Source organism: Buchnera aphidicola (Periphyllus koelreuteriae), from assembly GCF_039360445.1.
Taxonomy (GTDB): Bacteria; Pseudomonadota; Gammaproteobacteria; order Enterobacterales; family Enterobacteriaceae; genus Buchnera_J; species Buchnera_J aphidicola_BM.
In genome coordinates, this window is record NZ_CP134981.1 from 120860 (window position 1) to 142479 (window position 21620).

A 21620-nucleotide genomic window follows, 5' to 3' on the forward strand; every position below is an offset into this window, starting at 1 on the left:
CTTAAAAAAGAGATTATATGAAATATACTTTAACTAAAATAAATTGGAATAAAAATAATTCAACTATCAATAATAAAAAAAAAAAAATATATTCTGATCCTGTAAAAATTGCAATAAAAAATAATATTTTTTTTGGTAATTTAAAAAAAATTCTTCATAACATTGTAAATTGGGGAAGAAAAAACTCTTTATGGCCTTATAATTTTGGTTTATCTTGTTGTTATGTTGAAATGGTTACTTCATTTACTTCTGTTCATGATATTTCTCGTTTTGGTTCAGAAGTATTAAGAGCTTCTCCTAGACAAGCTGATGTTATGGTCATTGCTGGTACTCCTTTTATTAAAATGGCTCCTATTATTAAAAGATTATATGATCAAATGTTAGAACCAAAATGGGTTATTTCAATGGGTTCATGCGCAAATTCTGGAGGAATGTATGATATTTATTCAGTTGTTCAAGGAATAGATAAAATTCTTCCAGTAGATGTTTATATACCTGGTTGTCCTCCTAGACCAGAGGCTTATATTCAAGGTTTAATGTTATTGCAAAAATCTATTTCGAAAGAAAGAAGACCATTATCATGGATAGTTGGAGATCAAAAAATATATAAAGCAAATTTAAAATCTCAAAAAATAAAAAATAAATTTAAAGTAAAATCTATGTATGATTTTAAAAATCCAAAATAAAAAAAAAAAATAAATTTATTTTTTTAAAATTATTATTTATAACATATTATTTAAAAATTTTAAAATAAGGAATTTGGAAATTTATGATAAATTCCAATAAAAATAATTTTTTTTTAAATACTTATAATAAAGAAAATTATGAAAAATTTATTGTTAAAGAATTATATAATTGTTTTGGTTCAAAAATTTTGTTTATTCAATCAACTTCAATAGGCTTTCCAGTTGTTTGGATACATAAAAATATTTTATTAAAAGTTGTAAATTTTTTAATTAAAAAAAAAAAATTTTATGATATGTTGTTTGATTTAAGTGCAATAGATGAAAGAGTTCGAGTGAATAAAGATAATATTCCAAAATCTGATTTTTCTATTTTTTATCAATTTTTATCTATATCTAAAAATTCAGATATTATAATTAAAGTTCCTTTATTTAAAAACAAGTTAAAAATTCATACTATTACAAAAATTTGTTTAAATGCTAATTGGTATGAAAGAGAAGTTTGGGATATGTTTGGAGTGTCTTTTATTGGTCATCCTAATTTAACTAGAATTATTATGCCTAAAAATTGGATTGGTCATCCATTAAGAAAAGATTATCCTGCAAGAGCAACTGAATTTTCTCCTTATTCTTTAACTAAAGAAATAGAAGAATTAGAAATGAGTGCTTTAAAATTTAATCCTAAAGAATGGGGAATGAAAAGAAGTAAAAATAATACAGATTATATGTTTTTAAATTTAGGACCAAATCATCCATCTGCTCATGGAGCATTTAGACTTGTATTACAATTAAAAGGAGAAAAAATAATTAATTGCGTTCCAGATATTGGTTATCATCATAGAGGCGCAGAAAAGATGAGTGAAAGACAATCTTGGCATAGTTATATTCCTTATACAGATCGAATTGAATATTTAGGAGGATGTATTAATGAAATGCCTTATATTTTATCGATTGAAAAATTAGCTGGAATAAAAGTTTCAACACGAGTTGAATTTATTCGAATTATGATTTCTGAATTGTTTCGAATAAATAGTCATTTATTATATATTTCAACTTTTATTCAAGATGTTGGAGCAATGAGTTCTGTTTTTTTGGCTTTTACAGATCGTCAAAAAGTATATGATGTTATAGAGTTCATTACTGGTTTTAGAATGCATCCAGCATGGTTTAGAATTGGAGGAGTAGCTCATGATTTACCAAAGGGATGGGATCATTCTTTAAGAAAATTATTAAAATGGATTCCAAAACGATTAAATTTATATGTTAAAATAGCGTTAAAAAATAGTATTTTAATTTCTCGTTCTAAAGATATAGCATCATATTCTTGTAAAGAAGCATTAGATTGGGGAGTTACTGGATCTGGATTAAGAGCTACTGGAATAAATTTTGATGTTAGAAAAAATAGACCATATTCTGGATATCAAAATTTTGATTTTGAAGTTCCTTTAGGGAATGGAGTGAGTGATTGTTATAATAGAGTAATGTTAAAAGTTGAAGAAATTTATCAAAGTTTAAAAATTTTAGAACAATGTTTAAAAAATATGCCAGAAGGAGAATATAAATCTTATCATCCTTTAACAACTCCTCCAAATAAAAAATATACTCTTCAAAATATAGAAACATTAATTACGCATTTTTTACAAGTTTCTTGGGGAACTATTATTCCCATTGGAGAAAGTTTTCAAATGATTGAAGCAACAAAAGGAATTAATAGTTACTATATAATTAGTGATGGAAGCGCTATGAGTTATAGAACAAGAATTAGAACTCCTAGTTTTCCTCATTTACAACAAATTCCTTCTGTAATTAAAGGGCATGTTATATCAGATTTAATTACATATTTAGGAAGTATTGATTTTGTTATGTCTGATGTAGATAGGTAAATAAAAATGACAACACAAATAATCAAAAAAAAAATAAGTTATAAAAATTCTTTAATTAAAAAAGAGATTAATAAACTTAAAAAACATTTTAATACTTCTGAATCAATATTAATTGAAGCATTGAAAATTGTTCAAAAACATTATGGTTGGGTATCTGATAGTTCTATTAAATTTCTTTCAGAAATATTAAATCTTTCTAAAAGTGAAATAGAAAGTGTATCTACTTTTTATAGTCAAATTTATAGAAAACCAGTTGGAAATTATGTAATTAAAATTTGTGATAGTATGGTTTGTTATATTACAGGATATAAAAAATTAAAAAAAATAATTAAAAAAGTAATTAATATTAAATTTGGAGAAACAACAAAAAATAAAAATATTACTTTTCTTCCTGTATGTTGTTTAGGTGCATGTGATAAAAGTCCAGTTATGATGGTAAATAATAAAACATATTTTAATGTAAATAAAAAAATTATTTTAAAATTATTGGATTCAATTAAATGAATAATAGAAATTTATTAGAAGAAACTCATCCTTTAACTTGGAGATTTAGAAAAGATAAAAAAACAGTATGGATTAAAGAATATATAAAAAAAAATGGATACAATGCATTAAAAAAATCTTTATTTGAAATGAATTCTAATAAGATTATTAAAAAAATTTCAAAATCTGGATTAAAAGGAAGAGGAGGAGCTGGTTTTCCAACAGGATTAAAATGGAGTTTAATGCCAAAAAGTGAATTATTTAATAAAAAATATTTAATATGTAATGCTGATGAAATGGAGCCTGGAACATATAAAGATAGATGGATGATAGAAAATTGTCCTCATCAATTGATTGAAGGAATTATTATTAGTTCATTTGCTTTAAATATTTCGTGTGGATATATATTTTTAAGAGGTGAGTATATAAAACCAGAAAAAATATTAATTAAAGCAATTAAAGAAGCATATAAAAATAATTTTTTAGGAAAAAATATTTTAAATACATCATTTTCTTTTAATTTATATTTACATACTGGAGCAGGTCGATATATTTGTGGAGAAGAAACAGCATTAATAAATTCATTAGAAGGGAAAAGAGCAAATCCAAGATTAAAACCTCCGTTTCCAGCAAATTTAGGTTTATGGGGTTATCCTACTTGTGTAAATAATGTAGAAACTTTATCTAATATACCATCAATTATTCTAAATTCAATAGAGTGGTATAAAAATTTGTCTAAAAACGAAGATTCTGGAACGAAATTAATGGGATTTTCTGGTTCTGTTAAAAATCCAGGAGTATGGGAACTTCCTTTCGGGATAACAGCAAGAGAAATCTTAGAAGATTATGCTCATGGAGTTAAAAACAATTTAAAATTAAAAGCTTGGTTACCTGGTGGAGCAGGAACAGATTTTTTACTTGAAAAACATTTAGATGTACAAATGGGTTTTTTAAGTATACAAAATATTGGTAGTAGATTAGGAACAGGATTATCTTTTGCTATAGATAATTCAGTTAATATTGTTAAATTAGTTTTAAATTTAGAAAAATTTTTTTCTAGAGAATCTTGTGGTTTATGTACTCCTTGTAGAGAAGGTTTACCTTGGGTAGTTAAAATTTTAAAATCTATAAAAAATAATAAAGGACATATTGGAGATATAGAATTATTACAAGATTTATGTTTTCAAATGAGTCCAGGAAAAACTTTTTGTGCTCATGCACCTGGAGCGGTTTCTCCATTAAAAAGTGCAATAAAATATTTTAATAAAGAATTTCAACAAGGAATTACAGAAAAGAAAAATAATTATTTAAAAAAAATTTCTGGAATATAGTTAATTTTTAAAAAAATTAATTTTTTTAATATTTAAAATTTTTAGACAATAAATTTGTATAAATAAATATTTTTATTTTTTTATTTTTATATTATTTATTTATGAAATTTTAAAAAAATTTGGAAAAATTTATTATGGTAAAAATTTATGTAGATGGAAAAAAATATAATTCATGTATTTCTAATAATTTACTTGAAGCATGTTTAAATTTAGGATTAGATATTCCTTATTTTTGTTGGCACCCAAAATTAGGAAGCATTGGTGCTTGTAGACAGTGTGCAATAAAAAAATATCAAGATAAAAATGATTACTCTGGAAAAATCGTTATGTCTTGTATGACACCAGTTGAAAATAATTCAATTATTACAATTAATGATAAAGAATCTATTATATTTAGAAAAAATATTATTGAATTATTAATGCTTAATCATCCACACGATTGTCCAGTATGTGAAGAAGGAGGAAATTGTCATTTACAAGATATGACTGTTATGAATAAACATTATTCTCGTCGTTATAGATTTGATAAAAGAATTTATAAAAGTCAATATTTAGGATTTTTTATATCTCATGAAATGAATAGATGTATTTCTTGTTATAGATGTGTAAGATATTATAAAGATTATGCAGATGGTAAAGATTTTAATGTGTATGGATCTAATAATAACATTTATTTTGGTCGATTTAACGATGGAGAGTTAGAAAGTGAATATTCTGGAAATTTAATTGAAATCTGTCCTACAGGAGTTTTTACAGATAAAACATATTCAGAAAATTATTCTAGAAAATGGGATCTTCAAAGTGCACCTAGTATTTGTTCTCATTGTAGTATTGGTTGTAATATTATTGCAGGCGAAAGATATAATAAAATTGTAAAAATAGAAAATAGATATAATGAAAATATTAATAATTATTTTTTATGTGATTTAGGACGATTTGGTTATGGTCATTCTAATTCTTTAAATAGATTAAATTATTGTTATATAAAAAAAAAAAAAAAATATAAAAAAATTAGTTTAAATAAAAATATAAAAAAAATAGTAAAAATAATTAAAAATTCTAAATCTATTTTAGGAATTGGATCTTCTCGAGCAAGTCTTGAAACTAATTTTTCTTTAAAACAATTAGTTGGAAAAAAAAATTTTTCTACAGGAATGATTGACATAGATCATAAATGTTCAAAATTAATTTTAAAAATATTAAAAAAAAATACAATTAAAATTCCTACTTTAAAAGAAGTTGAAAATTATGATTCAATATTGATTTTAGGAGAAGATATTACTCAAACATCTTCTAGATTAGCTCTTTCTATTAGACAAGCTTTAAAAAAAAGGTCTACGAAATTTTTAAAAAAAAATAATCTTTATAATTGGCATACTAATGCAATAAATAATACTCAAAAAAATAAAAAAAAATTTTTATTTTTAACTAATACAGACAAAACAAAATTAGAAGATGTTTCATCTTATTCATTTCATTCAAATATTCAAAATCAAATATATTTTTCTAATTGTATTTTAAGTTATTTAAAAAAAAAAAAGTTAGATGATTCTTTTGTTTTTTCAAAAGAAATTAAAAAAAAAATATTATATATCTCAAATATATTACTCAAATCAAAAAAAATATTAATAATTTCAGGTTCTCATTCTAGAAATAGATCTTTTATTAAAGTTGCATATAATATTTCTTTAATTTTAAAAAATTTAGGTTATAAAGTAGGTTTAATTTTATTAACTCCTAATGTTAATTCTTTAGGTGTATCTATAATTAAAGGAAAATCGTTAGAGAAATCTTTAAATAAAGTTCAAGAAAATATAAATTCTACTTTAATTATTGTAGAAAATGATTTATTTTATTTATTTCATAATTCTTATTTAAAAAATATTTTAACTAAATTTAAAAATATTATTGTAATGGATCATCAACGTACAAAAACTGTTAAAAAATCAAATATTATTTTTCCTGTTTCAAATTTTTTTGAAAGCACTGGAACAGTTATTAATTATGAATTAAGAGCACAAAGATTTTTTAAAGTATATAATGTTAATTTTTATAATAAAAATATTTCTACAATGTCTTCATGGAGAATTTTAAATATAATAAAATCTCGATTAAAAAATAAAGTTAATAAAATAAAAAATTTAGATGATCTTATTAATTTATGTGTAAAAAAAATACCATTTTTAAAAAATATTAAAAACGCAGCTCCTAAATCATCTTTTAAAGTATGTGGTCAAAAAATTCCTAGATCTACTTTAAGATCAAGTGGAAGAACATCTTTAAGAGCAGATATTGATGTACACGAAATAAAACAAATAGAAGATAATGATTCTATGTTTTCATTTTCAATGGAGGGAAGCACTATATATAAAAATTATACATCTATTATTCCTTTTATTTGGTCTCCTCAATGGAATTCTTCTCAAGGATTACATAAGTTTCAAAAAAAAATTTCTGGAAGGTTATTAACTAAAAATTCAGAAACATTATTAATTTCTAAAAAAAAAAATATTTCATCAGATTATTTTAAACAAGATTTGAATTTTTTTGTAAAAAATAAAAATTTAATTATTGTTCCATATTATTCATTATTTGGTAGTGAAGAATTAAGTCAATATTCTGAAATTATTAAAAATAAAAATTCTTTACCATATCTTTTTATAAACGAATTAGATGCAAAAAATTTTAATATTTCTAATAAAAAAAAAGTTACTTTTACTTGCTTAAATGATACTTATAGTTTTTTTGCGATATATTCAAATTTTTTAGAATCTGGTCAGGTCGCTTTACCAATAGGTCAGTTTAAAACATCTATTTCTTTAATTGGAAAACAAATACAAGACTTAAAGGAAGTGTAAAAAATGTATTTTTTATTAGTAAAAAATAAAATTTTAATTTTAAATATTCTTCTATCTTTTATTATTTTTTTTTCAACTATTATATTTAGTGCTTTTTTAACTGTTATTGAAAGACGTTTATTAGCTCTTTTTCAAAATAGATATGGCCCTAATAGAGTAGGTCGATTTGGTTCTTTACAATTATTAGCTGATATGATAAAAATTTTTTTTAAAGAAGATTGGATTCCAAATTTTAGTAGAAAATTTATTTTTATTTTATCTCCAATTCTTGCTTTTAGTACAATTCTTATTTTATCTATTATGATTCCTTTTTCTATAAATAAATGTATAGTAGATTTAAAAATAGGTATTTTGTTTTTTTTAATGATGGCTAGCTTATCTGTTTATTCAATATTATTAGCTGGTTGGTCTAGTAATAATAAATATTCTTATTTAGGGGCTATAAGGGCATCTGCTCAAACTTTAAGTTATGAAGTTTTTTTAGGGTTATCAATATTAGGAACAGTTATTCGATCTGGTTCTTTTAATTTAATTGATATAATAAAAAGTCAAGAGCATTTATGGAATATTTTTCCTCAATTTTTAGGGTTTATTATATTTTTTATTGGAGCATTATCAGTTTGTCATAGGCATCCATTTGATCAACCAGAATCTGAACAAGAATTAGCTGATGGTTATCATGTTGAATATTCTGGTATGAAATTTGGAATGTTTTTTATTGGAGAATATGTTTCTATGGTAATAATGTCTTTTTTAATAACTACTTTATTTTTTGGAGGATTTTATGGTTTTTTTTGTTCATCAATTTTTTGGTTTCTTTTAAAATCTTTATTTTTTATTTTTCTTTTTATTTTAATAAGAGCATCTTTACCAAGGCCGAGATATGATCAAATGATGATTTTTGGATGGATTGTTTGTTTTCCATTATCATTAATTAATGTTTTTTTTACAAGTTTTTTTACTTTATATTATCAATAATAAAAAATTGAGGATTATATGTTTTTAAAAAAAATTATTATAAGTATATTTTCTCAAATTAATAGTATTTTTTTAATTTTTCTAAATATTTTTTCTAAACGAGAAACAAAATTGTATCCAGAAATTCCAGTTAATTTATCTTCTAGATATAGAGGAAGAATTGTTTTAACTAGAAATAAAAATAAAGAAGAACGTTGTGTTGCTTGCAATTTATGTTCTGCAGTTTGTCCTGTAAGTTGTATTTCTTTACAAAAAAAAAAATTAAAAAATAATCGTTGGTATGCTAAATTTTTTAGAATTAATTTTTCTCGATGTATATTTTGTGGATTATGTGAAGAATCTTGTCCAACCGCAGCTATTCAACTTATTCCAGATTTTGAATTAGCTGAATATAAAAGATCAGATTTAATATATGAAAAAGAAGATTTATTAATTTCTGGTCCTGGAAAATATTCTGATTATGATTTTTATAAATATTCTGGAGTTTCTATAAAAGAATCAAAAGAAAATAAAGTTAACAAAAATAAAAAAATTGTTGATTGTAAAAGTTTGTTACCTTAGGAAAAATTTATGAATATTCTTTTTTATATTTTTAGTATTATTTCAATAATTTCAACTATTCTTGTTATTTTTCAAAATAATCCTATTTATTCTTTATTGTATTTGATACTTTCGTTTTTATCTTTTTCAGGAATATATTTTTCTATTAATACTTTATTTATAGGATCTTTAGAAACAATTATTTATGCTGGTGCTATAATGGTTTTGTTTATATTTGCAATTATGGTATTAAATTTAGGATCTATAACTATTAATCAAGAAAAAAAATATTTTTCTAAATTTAAAATTATTATTTCAATATTTTTATCAATTTTTATTTTTTTTATTTTTTTTATTTATTTTTATAAAATAAAAAATGGAATTATAAATATAAATTTTTTTGATATAAAAAGTATTGGAATTGTTTTATTTAAAAAATATATTTTATTTATGGAATCATTATCGATGTTATTGTTATCTGCTTTAATTATTGTATTTCACTTATTTATTAATAATAAATATATTAAAAAAAAATAATATTTTTTATTGGAGAATATTTTGATTACTATTTTTCATGGTTTATTTTTATCTATTATTTTATTTTGTTTAGGTTTTTTATGTTTAATAATTAGAAGAAATTTATTATATATTCTTTTAGGTTTAGAAATAATGATTAATTCTGTAGCTTTATTATTAGTTTTTATAGGAAATTATTTACATCAAATTGATGGTCAAATAATGTACATTTTTATAATTACTATAGCAGCTTCTGAAGCAGGTATTGGTCTAGCTTTTTTGATTAGTATTTATAAATATAAAAATACTTTAGATGTTGATACTTTAAGAGAGATGAAAAAATGAATGTATTATTTCCATTAATTTTTTTTCCTTTAATAAGTTTTTTATTAATTGTATTTTCAAAAAAAAAATTTTCTAATTTTTTTTATAATTTTATTGGAATCATTCCTTCTTTTATTTGTTTTATTTTAATAAATTATATTTGTATTAATTTTTTTTATTATAAAAATTATTGTGTTTCAAATATATTTTGGAAATGGATAACTATTAATCATACAAATGTTAATTTTGGTTTTATTATTGATAAATTATCATTAATTATGATGCAAGTTATTACTAGTGTTAGTTTTTTAATACAAATATTTTCTTGTTGGTATATGTATTCAAAAAAAGATTTAAATCGATTTTTTGCTTATATGAATCTTTTTATTTTTGGAATGATTATATTAGTATTATCGGATAATATTTTATTATTATATTTAGCATGGGAATTAGTTGGTTTTTGTTCTTATGTTTTAATTGGTTTTTATTATAAAAAATTATCAAATATTAAATATTCAATGAAAGCATTTATTGTAACAAGAATAGGTGATTTTTGCATTTTATTGTCAATTTTTTTAATTTTTTTTCAATTTAAAACATTAAATTTTTCTGAATTAAATAATATTTGTCATATAGTTCAATTATCTCAAAATAATCTTTTTAAATGGAGTATTTTTTTAATTTTATTTGGTTGTTTGGCAAAATCTTCTCAATTTCCTTTGCAAATATGGTTAACTAAAGCTATGGTTGGACCAACTCCAGTTTCTGCTTTAATCCATTCAGCAACTATGATTACAGCTGGTGTATATTTAATTTTAAGAATTCATTTTTTATTTGAAATATCTAATCATATTTTATTTATAATTTCGATTTTAAGTTCATTTACTATTTTAATATCTAGTTTTTCGGCAATTTTTGAAAAAGATATTAAAAAAATTTTAGCCTATTCTACAATGAGTCAAATTGGTTATATGTTTTTAGGTTTAGGATCTAAATTATGGACTCCTGTATTATCTCATTTAATTGCTCATTCTTTTTTTAAAGCATTATTATTTCTTTCTTCAGGTTCATTAATTTTTTCTTTTCATGAAGAAAAAAATATTTTTAAAATAGGTGGATTAAACAAATCTTTATTATTTATACGTTTTTGTTTTATAACTGGTTTATTCTCTTTAATTGCTTTTCCTATTATTACATCTAGTTTTTATACAAAAGGTTCTATTATTTGGGGGTTATTTAATCAACACAATTATTCTTTTTTTATTGTTGGTATTATGGGTTCATTTTTAACTTCTATATATTCTTCTAGAATGTTTTTTTTAATATTTTATAAAGAATCTAAAATAAAAATAAGATTTATAAAAAATTTTTTTCATAATTTTTCTTTATTTGTTTTATCTATTTTATCTACTTTTTTATCAATATTTTTATTTTCTCCGTTATTAAATTTTTCAATATTAAATGATTTGTTAAATTTAAAAAAAAATATTTTTGAATTGTTTTTATTTTTTATTTCTATGTTTGGTGTTTTTATATCATATTATTTTTTTATTATAAAATATAATAAGATATTTAATTTTTTTCATAATAAAAAATATTTTTTTTGTTTTAAATTTTTAGATAAAAATTTTGGATTAGATTATTTATATAAATATAGCGTTATTCAATTATTTATTTTAATTAGAAGAATTTTTTTTATAGATTATATAAAAAAAATAACATATATTTTTAAAATTTTTTTAAATATATTTAATAATTTTTTATTAATTTTTGAAAATGGAAATTTAATTTTTTATATTTTTTTAATTTTTATAGGAACTTTAATAATTTTTGTTGATTTATTAATATAATTTTTAAAATATATAAAAAATTTTTTTTAATATTTTTTTTAAATAGGATTATTTAAATTATGCATCTTTATTTATTAATTTTATTACCTTTTTTAGGAGGTATTTTTTCTTGGTTTTCTGAAAAAATAAATCAAAAAATACCTCGTTTAATTTCATTGTTTTTTATATTTTTAACATTTTTGTTATTATTAAATATATTTTGTAATAATAATTTTTTTTTAAAAAATAATGATATAAATAAATTATGGAATTTAGAATATAATTTTCCTTGGATTCCTAAATTAGGGATAGGTTTACATTTTGCAATGGATGGAATATCATTTTTAATGGTTTTATTAACAATTTTTTTATCTTTTATTTCTATTTTACTTATGTGGAATTATAATTTTAAAAATATTGGATTTTTTTATTTTTGTATAATGTTTATTATATCTAATATTATTGGAATATTTTTATCTATAGATCTTTTTTTATTCTTTATTTTTTGGGAAATTATAATTATTCCTACTTATTTTTTGTCTATTTTTTATGGTAAAAATTTATATAATTCTTCTAAACAAATAAATTCTTCAAATGAATATTTAGTATATTCTCAAATTTCTGGTTTTATACTTTTATTTTCTATACTTGGATTAGTTTATAATTATTATTTACAAAACAATATTTTTACTTTTGATTTTAACCTTTTAAAAAATTTAGTTTTATCTGAAAAAACTGAGTTTTTTTTAATGTTTAGTTTTTTTATATCTTTTATTATTAAATTTCCTTTAATTCCTTTTCATGGTTGGTTTCCTAATTTTAATAAAAATACTCATATTTCTGGATCTTATGATTTAATTGGAATTATAATTAAAGTATCAGCTTATAATCTATTACGTTTTAATATTTTTTTATTTCCTAAATCATCTCTTTATTTTTCTAATTTTTTTTGTATTTTTGGTTTATTTTGTATATTTTATAGTATTTTTTTAGCGTTTTCTCAAAAAAATATTAAAAAAATTATATCATATACATCTATTTCTCATATGGGATTTATTTTAATAGCATTATATTCTTCAAGTTTTATTTCTTATCAAGGAATTATTATACAAATTATTTCTTATAGTATATCTACTTCAGCTTTAATTATTTTAACAAGAATATTATATAGAAATTTTAATACTTATAATTTAAAAAAAATGGGAGGATTATGGAAAATCATGGATTTTGTTCCTGGATTTTTTTTGTTTTTTACTATGGCTAGTTTAGGAATACCAGGAACTGGAAATTTTATTGGTGAATTTTTAATGTTATTAGGAAGTTTTCAATATTTTCCAATTATTATTTGTATTTCAATTTTTGGTTTAGTTTTTTTATCAATTTGTTTATTACAAATGTTTCATAGTATATTTTATGGACCTTGTTTCATTTCATGTCTTAACAATCAACTTTCTAAATTAGAATTTTTTATTTTATTAATTTTATCTAGCATATTAATTTTTATTGGTATATTTCCAAATATAATATTAAAAATTATTAATCCGTCTATTTTAAATATAAGTGAAAAAATCTCTCCTTTTCTTTTTAATTAAGGTGAAATATATAATGATTTCTATTTTTAAACAATTTTTTTTTATATCTCCTGTATTAATTTTATCTCTTTCAATTGTATTAAATTTATTAATAATAATTTTCAAAAGAAATTTTTTTTTATCTTTTATTGTAACTTTTTTAGGTTTATTTAGTTCTTTATTTTTTTTTATTTTTTTAATTAAAAATATAATTTTATATTCAGAAAATGAAATATATTTTAAATCAATAAATATTTTTTTTATTTTTTTATTTTTTTTAGGTAGTATGTTTACTTGTATATTTTCTTATATATGGTTAAAAGGTAAATCATTTAATAAAGAAGAATTTTATTTATTATTATTAATATCTAATATAGGAGGTTGTGTTCTTTTTTTATCTTCTAATATTTTTTCTTATTATGTTGGAATAGAATTATTATCTTTTCCTTTATTTGGAATGATGAGTTATAATTTTTTTAAAAATTTTAAAAATTTAGAATCTTCTTTTAAATATTTTATTTTATCTAGTATTTCATCTATTTTTTTATTATTAGGAATATCTTTAATATATCTTTCTTCTAGAAGTTTAAATTATAATTCTTTAAAATTAATAAGTATTTTATCAACTTTTAATTGTAATCAATTATTTTTATTTGGATTAGTTTTATCTTGTGTTTCATTATTTATAAAACTTTCAGTTTTTCCGTTTTATTTATGGATTTCGAATATTTATAAAGAAATATCCTGTCCGGTTTTAATGTATTTTTCTAATTCAGTAAAAGTTCTTTTTTTTGTTATTTTATTAAAATTATTATTTTTATTTTCATATAAAAATTTTTTTATGTTTTCAAAAATTATAAAGTTTATGTCAATATGTTCTATTTTTATTGGAAGTATTTTAGCGTTATTTCAGACAAATTTAAAACGATTAATAGGTTATTCCACTATAATTAGTTCTGGTTATTTATGTATAATTTTAATATTTTTACATCAAAATCATGAATTTCATCAATTATCTAAAATTTATTTATTAGGATATTGTTTAAATAGTTTAGTTTTATTTAGTTCTATGATTTTAATTTCAATTTTTTTTAAAGATGATAATAATCATTCTTTTAAAAATTATGAAGGATTTTTTTGGAAAAGTTATATTTTATCTATATCAATAATTATTTCTTTATTTTCAATTGTAGGATTACCTTGTACAATAGGTTTTTTTGGTAAATTTTATATTTTAAAATTAATAATTCAAAAAAATAATTTTATTTTAGGATTTATAATTTTATTTGAAAGTGTATTAAGTTTATATTATTATTTTAATTTTATAAAAATATTGTTTTATAAAAAAAAATCATGTATTTCTAAAAATTTATTTATTGAAACTTTTTTATATAAATTTTTAAAAATTTTTATTTTTTTATTTTCTTTAATTATAGTTTTTATAGGATTTTTCCCAATTTGTTTAGATAATTTAAACTATTTTATTTTTAAAATTTAAATATATATAAAAAAATTTTAAAATACATATAAAATATTTTAAAAAATAAATTTTTTAAAATAATATTTTTATTTTTTTTTTTTATTTTTTTAATAATATAAAAAATAAATTTAAATATATTAATTTAAAAATTTATTAAATAAATCAAAAATTATTTAATTTTTTAATTGTATTAAAAAATTATTTATTTTTTTAAAAAGTGAGTTTATATGAAATAAAATAATATTTTTTTTGTTTAGTTTTATACTATTTTTTAAAAAATTCAATTTAATATTCATATTTTTAAAATATATATAAAATTTTTTGTAAAAAAAATCTGAAATTTTTAGAACAAATTCTATTATTTCAGATTATTGATCTTGATGAATTTTTTATTTTATAAAAAAATATTAATCAAGATATAAAATTATATTTTTGAAAAATTATTAATTTTTAAAAAGTAATTTTTTTATTAATAATTTAGATTATATTTTAAATTTTTTAAAATTTTTAATATAAAAAATTAATTTTTTTAAAAATTTATTTTTTTATAAATATATAAATAAATTAAAAATTTGGACACAATATGAATATTTATGATTATTTTATTATTTTTATAATTTTTATATCATCTATAATAGGTTTTAGAAAAGGATTTATTAAAGAAATGTTTTCTATATTAATATTTTTTATAGGATTTTGTTTATTTTATTTTTTTTATTTTTATGTTTTAAATTTATTAAATTTTATTGATAATTATATTTTAAAATTAATATTTATATTTTTTATTTTTAGTTTTAGTGTTTTATTATTTGAATTTATATTTTATTATTTATGTAATGATTTTTTAAACTTTATTAAAAAATTTTATTTAAGCAATTTTATTCTTGGTTTTATATTTGGTTTTTTAAGAGGTATATTATTAATTTTTTTAATTATGTATATATTTAAAAATTTTTTTCATATAAATAATTATTTTTATTTAAAAAATTCAATTTTTTCTCCATTTTGTTTAAAATGTATATATTTTTTTTCTATTTTTAATAAAAATAAAATTTTATAATAAAATTTATTATTTATGTTATATGTTATTATAAATAATTTTATTTTAAAAAAAATACTTATAGGAGAAAAAAATAAATGATAGAAAAAATTATATATGCATCTCGATGGTTTATGTTTCCAGTATATTTTGGTTTATCTTTTGGATTTATTTTATTAACTTTAAAATTTTTTCAAGAAGTATTATATATTCTTCCAGAAATATTAATTATTTCAGAATCTGGTTTAGTTTTAGTTGTATTATCTTTAATAGATATTGCTTTAGTTGGTGGTTTATTAGTAATGGTAATGTTTTCTGGATATGAAAATTTTATATCTAAAATGGATATTAAAGATAATAAAAAAAGATTAGGTTGGATGGGAACTATGGATGTAAATTCAATTAAAAATAAAGTAGCTTCGTCTATTGTTGCAATTTCTTCTGTTCATTTATTAAGATTATTTATGGAAGCAGAAAAAGTTTTAGATAATAAAATAATTTTATGTGTGATTATTCATTTAACTTTTGTTCTTTCCGCTTTTGGAATGGCATATATTGATAAAATGAGTAAAAAAAAAAAATAAAATTTATATTTATATTTAATTATATTTAAACATTTTTGAAATAGATTTTTTATTTATAATTCTATTAATGGCTTCTGCAAGCATTTTAGATAAAGTTAATATTCGAATGTTATTTAATTTTTTTATTTTTTTAGATAATGGAATAGTATCACATACGATAATTTCGTTTAAACAAGAATTTTTAATATTTTTTAAAATATTTCCAGAAAAAACTGGATGTGTAGCGTAAGCAAATATTTTATTTGCTCCGTTTTTTTTAAGAGAATTAGATGCGTTACATATAGTTCCTCCAGTGTCTATTATATCATCTATTAAGATACAATCTCTATTTTTTACATCCCCAATAATATTCATGACTTTTGAAATATTTTTGCATGGTCTTTTTTTATCTATAATAGCTATATCTGAATTATTAAAAAATTTTGCAAATTCTCTTGCTCTAATAACTCCACCAATATCTGGAGATACAATTATTGGTTTATTTAACTTTTTTTTTAACATATCTTTTAATAAAACAAAACTTCCATATAAATTATCTATAGGTATATTAAAAAAACCTTGAATTTGTTCTGAATGGAGATCAATAGTTAATATTCTATCGATTCCTGAATTTGATAAAAAATCTGCAACAATTTTTGCTGTTATTGGAACTCTAGCTGATTTTATTTTTTTATCTTGTCTAGAATATCCAAAATATGGAATTACAGCTGTTATTTTTTTAGCTGATGCTCTTTTTAATGCATCAATAATAATAATTAATTCCATTAAATTATCATTTGATGGTGAACAAATTGATTGTATTATAAAAATGTTTTTTCCTCTAACATTTTCATCAATTTTAACACTAATTTCTCCATCACTAAATTTATTTACTGTTAATTTTCCTAAATTAGAATCTAGAATTTGTACAATAAAATTAGCTAATTGAGGTACAGAATTTCCAGAAAATAATTTGAAATGAGACATATAAATCCTATAATTTTTATAAATTATTTTGTTAACAAATAAAAAAATTTATTTTAAATAAAATAATATAAATTTTAAAATATTTTGTTTTATTATAATTAAAATAAAATAAATATATATTTATATTAAAATATAATTTTTTAAAATTATAAAAATTTTTTTATAAAAAATATTATTTTTTAAAAATATATTTTATTATAATTTTTTAAATTATATATTTTTAATAATTATTATTTTTTAATAAATAATGATTATATCATTAATGTTTTATTTATATTAACATATATATTTATATTTTTAAAAAATAAATTTTTTAAAAAAAAATTATAAATTTTATAAAAAATAAGGATTAATTTAAAAAAATATGAAAGTTTCTCTATTAAGAAAGTTAAAATTTTTAGAAAATAGATTTCATGAAATTGAAATAATTTTGTCAGATAAAAAAATAATTAATAAAAAAAAACTTTTTTTAAATTTATCTAGAGAATATTTAAAAATATCTAATACTGTTTTATATTTTAAAAAATGGAAACAAAATAAAATTAATATAAAAAACACAAAAAATTTATTAAAAGATAAAGAAATGTATTGTTTAGCTCTAGAAGATATGAAAATTTTAAAAATTAAAAAGAAAAATATAGAAAAAAAAATTTATTTTTCTTTAATTTCATCTGAACCGAAAGATTTATTAAATTGTTATATAGAAATTAGATCTGCATCTGGAGGAGACGAATCTTCAATTTTTTGTGGTGATTTATATAGAATGTATGCCCGTTATTCAGAATTAAAAAATTGGAAAATAAAATTAATTCATAGTCATTATGGAGAACATGGAGGATTTAAAGAAATTATTTTTAAAATTATTGGAAAAGGTTCTTTTGGTCGTTTAAAATTTGAATCTGGTGGTCATAGAGTACAAAGAGTTCCAAAAACTGAAACTCAAGGGAGAGTTCATACTTCTACTTGTATTATTGCTGTTATTCCTGAATTACCAAAAGAAGATAAAATTAAAATTCAAAATAAAGATTTAAAAATTGATACATTTAGATCATCTGGTGCTGGTGGACAACATGTAAATACTACTGATTCTGCAATTAGAATTACTCATATTCCAACTGGAGTTTCTGTTGAATGTCAAGATGAAAGATCTCAACATAAAAATAAAGCAAAAGCTTTAAATATTTTACAAACAAGGATTCAAAATCAAATAAGTATAAAAAAAAAGAGAGAATCTTCTATAAAAAAAAAAAATCTTTTAGGAAGCGGATCTCGTTCTGATCGTAATCGAACATATAATTTTTCACAAAATAGAGTAACAGATCATAGAATTAATATAACTATATATAAATTAGATAAAATTTTAGAAGGTAATTTAGATATTTTAATAGATCCAATTATACAAGATAATCAAGCTAAAATTTTTTCTAAATTATCAGAGATTAATGAATGAAAATTAAAGAATGGATAAAATATTCTTCAAAATTATTAAAAAATATTAATAATTTTCAATTAGATATTAACATTATTTTGAGTACTGTTTTAAAAAAATCTAGAAGTTGGATAATTTGTTTTCCTGATTATATTTTAAATAAAAATGATTTAATAATATTAAATAAATTTGTAAAAAGAAGATTTTATAGGGAACCATTATCATATTTAATAAAAAAAAAAGAATTTTGGTCTTTAGATTTTTATGTTTCTAATAAAACAATTATTCCAAGACCAGATAGTGAAGTATTAGTAGATCAAGCTTTAAAAATAATAAAAAATTCTTATTTAAAAATTTTAGATCTTGGAACTGGTTGTGGAAATATTGCTATTTCTATTGCATCTTCAAAACCAAATTGTTTTGTTACAGGTATAGATTGTTGTAATGAAATTATTAAAATAGCTAAATATAATTCAAAAAATTTAAATATTAAAAATATTAATTTTTTTTTGAGTGACTGGTTTAGTTTAATTAATTATAATAAATATAATTTAATTGTAAGCAATCCTCCATATATTGATTTTAAAGAATATTTTAATTTAAAAAATGAAATTTTTTTTGAACCTCTTAGTGCGTTAGTTTCTAAAAATAATGGAATTTTTGATATAAATTTTATTATAAAATATGCAAAAAAATATTTATATCATGAAGGTTGGTTATTATTAGAACATAGTTGGAATCAAAAAAAAAAAATACATGCATTGTTTAAAAAATATAATTATATTAATATTACAACATATAAAGATTATAATAGTTTTGATAGAGTTACTATAGGGCAATTTATAAAATTTAAATAAATAAATTTTTATTCAAAATAATTTAAAAAAATAATTATTTTGTTTATTAAATCTTTTTTATTTATTTTTTATATATTTTTTGGTAAAAATATGACAATTTTGTATGATATTAATTTTTCTAAAACAACTGTTTTAGAAGTTTTTTTTTCTATTATTGAAAAAATAAAAAAAAATTTTTCTAAGAATTTATTTTTATATGATTTAAAAAAAAAAATTATTAAAGCAAAAAAATATATTAATAATAAAAAAACAAAAAAAGATAAATTAAAAAAATTTTTAAAACTATTTTATATTCATTGGAACTTTCAAGAAATTTCTGGACAATATAATTTATCAGATGTTTTATGGTTAAATAAAGTTTTAAAAACTCGTAAAGGAACTGCTCTTTCATTAGGAATAATTTTATTATATTTTTTTAAAAAACTAGAAATTCCTATAAATCCTGTAATTTTTCCTACTCAATTAATTTTAAAATTTAAATTATCATATAAAAAATTTTTGTTAATTAATCCATTTAATGGAGAATTTTTAAATAATAATACTTTAGAATTATTATTAAAAGGAAATATTAATTCTATGGCAGTTATGCATTCACGTTATTTAAAAACCTCTAAATCAAAATTAATTTTAAAAAAAATTTTAAATACATTAAAATCTGCATTAATGCAAGAAAATAAAATTGAATTAGCTTTAAAAATTAGTAATTTTTTATTACAAATGAATCCAAAAGATCCATATGAAATTAGAGATAGAGGATTAATTTATGCTTATTTAGAATGTTATTCTCTTGCAAAAAAAGATTTATATTATTTTATTAATAAATGTCCTGATGATCCAATTAGTGATATTATTAAATTAAAAATTAATTCTATAAAAAACGAGAGTGTTACTTTACATTAATTTAAAATTAATATGTTAAAATTATATTATTTAATAATTTTTTATTAAAAATATTTTTTATATATTTTAAAAAATAATTTATTTAAATATAAACTTATAAAAAATTAGGTATATTTGAAATGTCTAAAAAGTTAATTTTAGTTTTAAATTGCGGAAGTTCTTCTTTAAAATTTTCTATTTTAAATCCTTTATCTAAAGATAAAATTATATTTGGAGTAGTTGAATGTTTATTTTTAAAAAATACTAAATTTAAATTAAATTTTTATTCTAAAAAATATAAACAAAATTTATCTGATTATACAAATCATGAAGATGCTTTAAGTTTTGTATTAAGTTTTATAAAAAAAAATTTTTTAAAATATTATAATGAAATTAATGGAATTGGTCATAGAGTAGTTCATGGAGGAATTAATATTAAAAAATCTGTTATTATTAATAAAAAAATACTTTTAGAAATTAAAAAATATTCAATTTTTGCTCCTTTGCATAATCCTTCTAATTTAATTGGAATAAATATAGCTAAAAAATTTTTTCCTAATTTATGTAATAAAAATGTTGCTGTGTTTGATACATCATTTCATTCTACATTACCTAAACAATCTTATTTATATGCATTACCATATAAATTTTATAAAAAATATAACATTAGACGTTATGGTGCACATGGAATTAGTCATAATTATATTCTTAATAAATGTTCAGAAATTTTAAAAAAACCTAAAAATTTATTAAATATTATTAGTTGTCATTTAGGAAACGGATGTTCGATTACAGCAATAAAAAATGGAAAATCTATAGATACTTCTATGGGTTTAACTCCATTAGAGGGTTTAGTAATGGGTACAAGAAGCGGTGATTTAGATCCTGCTATAATATTTTTTCTTTATAAAAAACTTGGAATGAATTTAGAGAAAATAGAAGAAATTTTAACAAAAAAATCTGGTTTATTAGGAATAAGTAATAAAAGCAGTGATTGTCGTTATTTTGAAAAATATTTTAATAAAAATAAAAAAGCAACATTATCTATAAAAATATTTTGTCATAGATTAGTAAAATATATTGGTTCATATAGCGTCTTAATGAATAATAAATTAGATGCTATTATTTTTACTGGTGGAATTGGTGAAAATTCTTGTTTAGTTCGACAAATAGTAGTTTCTAAATTAAATATATTAGGTTTTTATATAGATGAATTTTTAAATTCTTCGATTAAAAAACAAAATAATTATTTTATAAATAAAAAAAAATCTCATTCTATATTAGTTATACCAACAAATGAAGAACTTTTTATTGCTATAGAAACTCAAAAATTAATTAAATATATTAAATAATAAAAATTTTAATTTTTTAAAATTTTAAGGATAGTTTT

19 protein-coding genes are annotated in these 21620 nt (G+C 18.9%); 18 read left to right on the forward strand and 1 reads right to left on the reverse strand.

From position 1 onward, the window contains the following. Positions 1 to 17: 17 nt before the first annotated feature. The 14 genes from RJT80_RS00560 to RJT80_RS00620 all read left to right on the forward strand — a co-directional run bounded on the left by RJT80_RS00560 (position 18) and on the right by RJT80_RS00620 (position 16099). Positions 18 to 686 (forward strand): NADH-quinone oxidoreductase subunit B, encoded by a 669-nt coding sequence (locus RJT80_RS00560; RefSeq protein WP_343187863.1) that lies wholly within the window; start codon positions 18 to 20, stop codon positions 684 to 686. An 83-nt stretch (positions 687 to 769) separates the two neighbouring features. Further along, entirely contained in the window at positions 770 to 2566 is a 1797-nt protein-coding gene (nuoC, locus tag RJT80_RS00565; RefSeq protein ID WP_343187864.1) for an NADH-quinone oxidoreductase subunit C/D, read from the forward strand. Between the two features lie 6 nt (positions 2567 to 2572). Beyond that, on the forward strand, positions 2573 to 3070 hold the full coding sequence (gene nuoE, locus RJT80_RS00570; RefSeq protein WP_343187865.1) for an NADH-quinone oxidoreductase subunit NuoE: 498 nt from the start codon (positions 2573 to 2575) through the stop codon (positions 3068 to 3070). Next, positions 3067 to 4380 (forward strand): NADH-quinone oxidoreductase subunit NuoF, encoded by a 1314-nt coding sequence (gene nuoF / locus RJT80_RS00575; RefSeq protein WP_343187866.1) that lies wholly within the window; start codon positions 3067 to 3069, stop codon positions 4378 to 4380. The genes nuoE and nuoF overlap by 4 nt, the downstream gene beginning before the upstream one ends. A 134-nt stretch (positions 4381 to 4514) precedes the next feature. Continuing rightward, a complete protein-coding gene (nuoG, locus tag RJT80_RS00580) occupies positions 4515 to 7238 on the forward strand; it encodes an NADH-quinone oxidoreductase subunit NuoG (protein WP_343187867.1) in 2724 nt (907 codons plus the stop codon). Between the two features lie 3 nt (positions 7239 to 7241). Continuing rightward, entirely contained in the window at positions 7242 to 8216 is a 975-nt protein-coding gene (gene nuoH / locus RJT80_RS00585) for an NADH-quinone oxidoreductase subunit NuoH (protein ID WP_343187868.1), read from the forward strand. An 18-nt stretch (positions 8217 to 8234) separates the two neighbouring features. Beyond that, a complete protein-coding gene (nuoI, locus tag RJT80_RS00590; RefSeq protein WP_343187869.1) occupies positions 8235 to 8777 on the forward strand; it encodes an NADH-quinone oxidoreductase subunit NuoI in 543 nt (180 codons plus the stop codon). 9 nt (positions 8778 to 8786) lie between these two features. After that, positions 8787 to 9293: an NADH-quinone oxidoreductase subunit J gene (locus RJT80_RS00595; RefSeq protein ID WP_343187870.1), complete on the forward strand. Its 507-nt coding sequence runs from the start codon at positions 8787 to 8789 to the stop codon at positions 9291 to 9293. A gap of 21 nt (positions 9294 to 9314) precedes the next feature. After that, entirely contained in the window at positions 9315 to 9617 is a 303-nt protein-coding gene (nuoK, locus tag RJT80_RS00600) for an NADH-quinone oxidoreductase subunit NuoK (protein WP_343187871.1), read from the forward strand. Next, positions 9614 to 11446: an NADH-quinone oxidoreductase subunit L gene (locus RJT80_RS00605; protein ID WP_343187872.1), complete on the forward strand. Its 1833-nt coding sequence runs from the start codon at positions 9614 to 9616 to the stop codon at positions 11444 to 11446. The genes nuoK and RJT80_RS00605 overlap by 4 nt, the downstream gene beginning before the upstream one ends. Positions 11447 to 11505: 59 nt before the next feature. Then, positions 11506 to 13017 (forward strand): complex I subunit 4 family protein, encoded by a 1512-nt coding sequence (locus tag RJT80_RS00610; RefSeq protein ID WP_343187873.1) that lies wholly within the window; start codon positions 11506 to 11508, stop codon positions 13015 to 13017. A gap of 13 nt (positions 13018 to 13030) precedes the next feature. Next, the gene (locus RJT80_RS00615) at positions 13031 to 14494 is read left to right on the forward strand and encodes an NADH-quinone oxidoreductase subunit N (protein WP_343187874.1); all 1464 of its coding nucleotides are present in this window, start codon (positions 13031 to 13033) and stop codon (positions 14492 to 14494) included. A 565-nt stretch (positions 14495 to 15059) separates the two neighbouring features. Then, positions 15060 to 15536, forward strand: coding sequence for a CvpA family protein (locus RJT80_RS02215; protein ID WP_428994209.1), 477 nt, complete (start codon positions 15060 to 15062; stop codon positions 15534 to 15536). A 77-nt stretch (positions 15537 to 15613) separates the two neighbouring features. Then, positions 15614 to 16099: a TIGR00645 family protein gene (locus RJT80_RS00620; protein ID WP_343183658.1), complete on the forward strand. Its 486-nt coding sequence runs from the start codon at positions 15614 to 15616 to the stop codon at positions 16097 to 16099. Positions 16100 to 16114: 15 nt separating this feature from the next. Here RJT80_RS00620 and RJT80_RS00625 read toward each other — a convergent pair whose 3' ends face one another. Next, a complete protein-coding gene (locus RJT80_RS00625) occupies positions 16115 to 17065 on the reverse strand; it encodes a ribose-phosphate pyrophosphokinase (RefSeq protein WP_343187875.1) in 951 nt (316 codons plus the stop codon). Positions 17066 to 17429: 364 nt separating this feature from the next. Here RJT80_RS00625 and prfA point away from each other — a divergent pair, with 364 nt between their 5' ends. From prfA to RJT80_RS00645, 4 genes are all read left to right on the forward strand, one after another. Then, a complete protein-coding gene (gene prfA / locus RJT80_RS00630; RefSeq protein WP_343187876.1) occupies positions 17430 to 18515 on the forward strand; it encodes a peptide chain release factor 1 in 1086 nt (361 codons plus the stop codon). Next, positions 18512 to 19351 (forward strand): peptide chain release factor N(5)-glutamine methyltransferase, encoded by an 840-nt coding sequence (prmC, locus tag RJT80_RS00635; protein WP_343187877.1) that lies wholly within the window; start codon positions 18512 to 18514, stop codon positions 19349 to 19351. The genes prfA and prmC overlap by 4 nt, the downstream gene beginning before the upstream one ends. 90 nt (positions 19352 to 19441) lie before the next feature. Next, a complete protein-coding gene (locus RJT80_RS00640; protein WP_343187878.1) occupies positions 19442 to 20251 on the forward strand; it encodes a tetratricopeptide repeat protein in 810 nt (269 codons plus the stop codon). A 119-nt stretch (positions 20252 to 20370) separates the two neighbouring features. Beyond that, positions 20371 to 21582 (forward strand): acetate kinase, encoded by a 1212-nt coding sequence (locus RJT80_RS00645; RefSeq protein WP_343187879.1) that lies wholly within the window; start codon positions 20371 to 20373, stop codon positions 21580 to 21582. Positions 21583 to 21620: the final 38 nt, after the last annotated feature.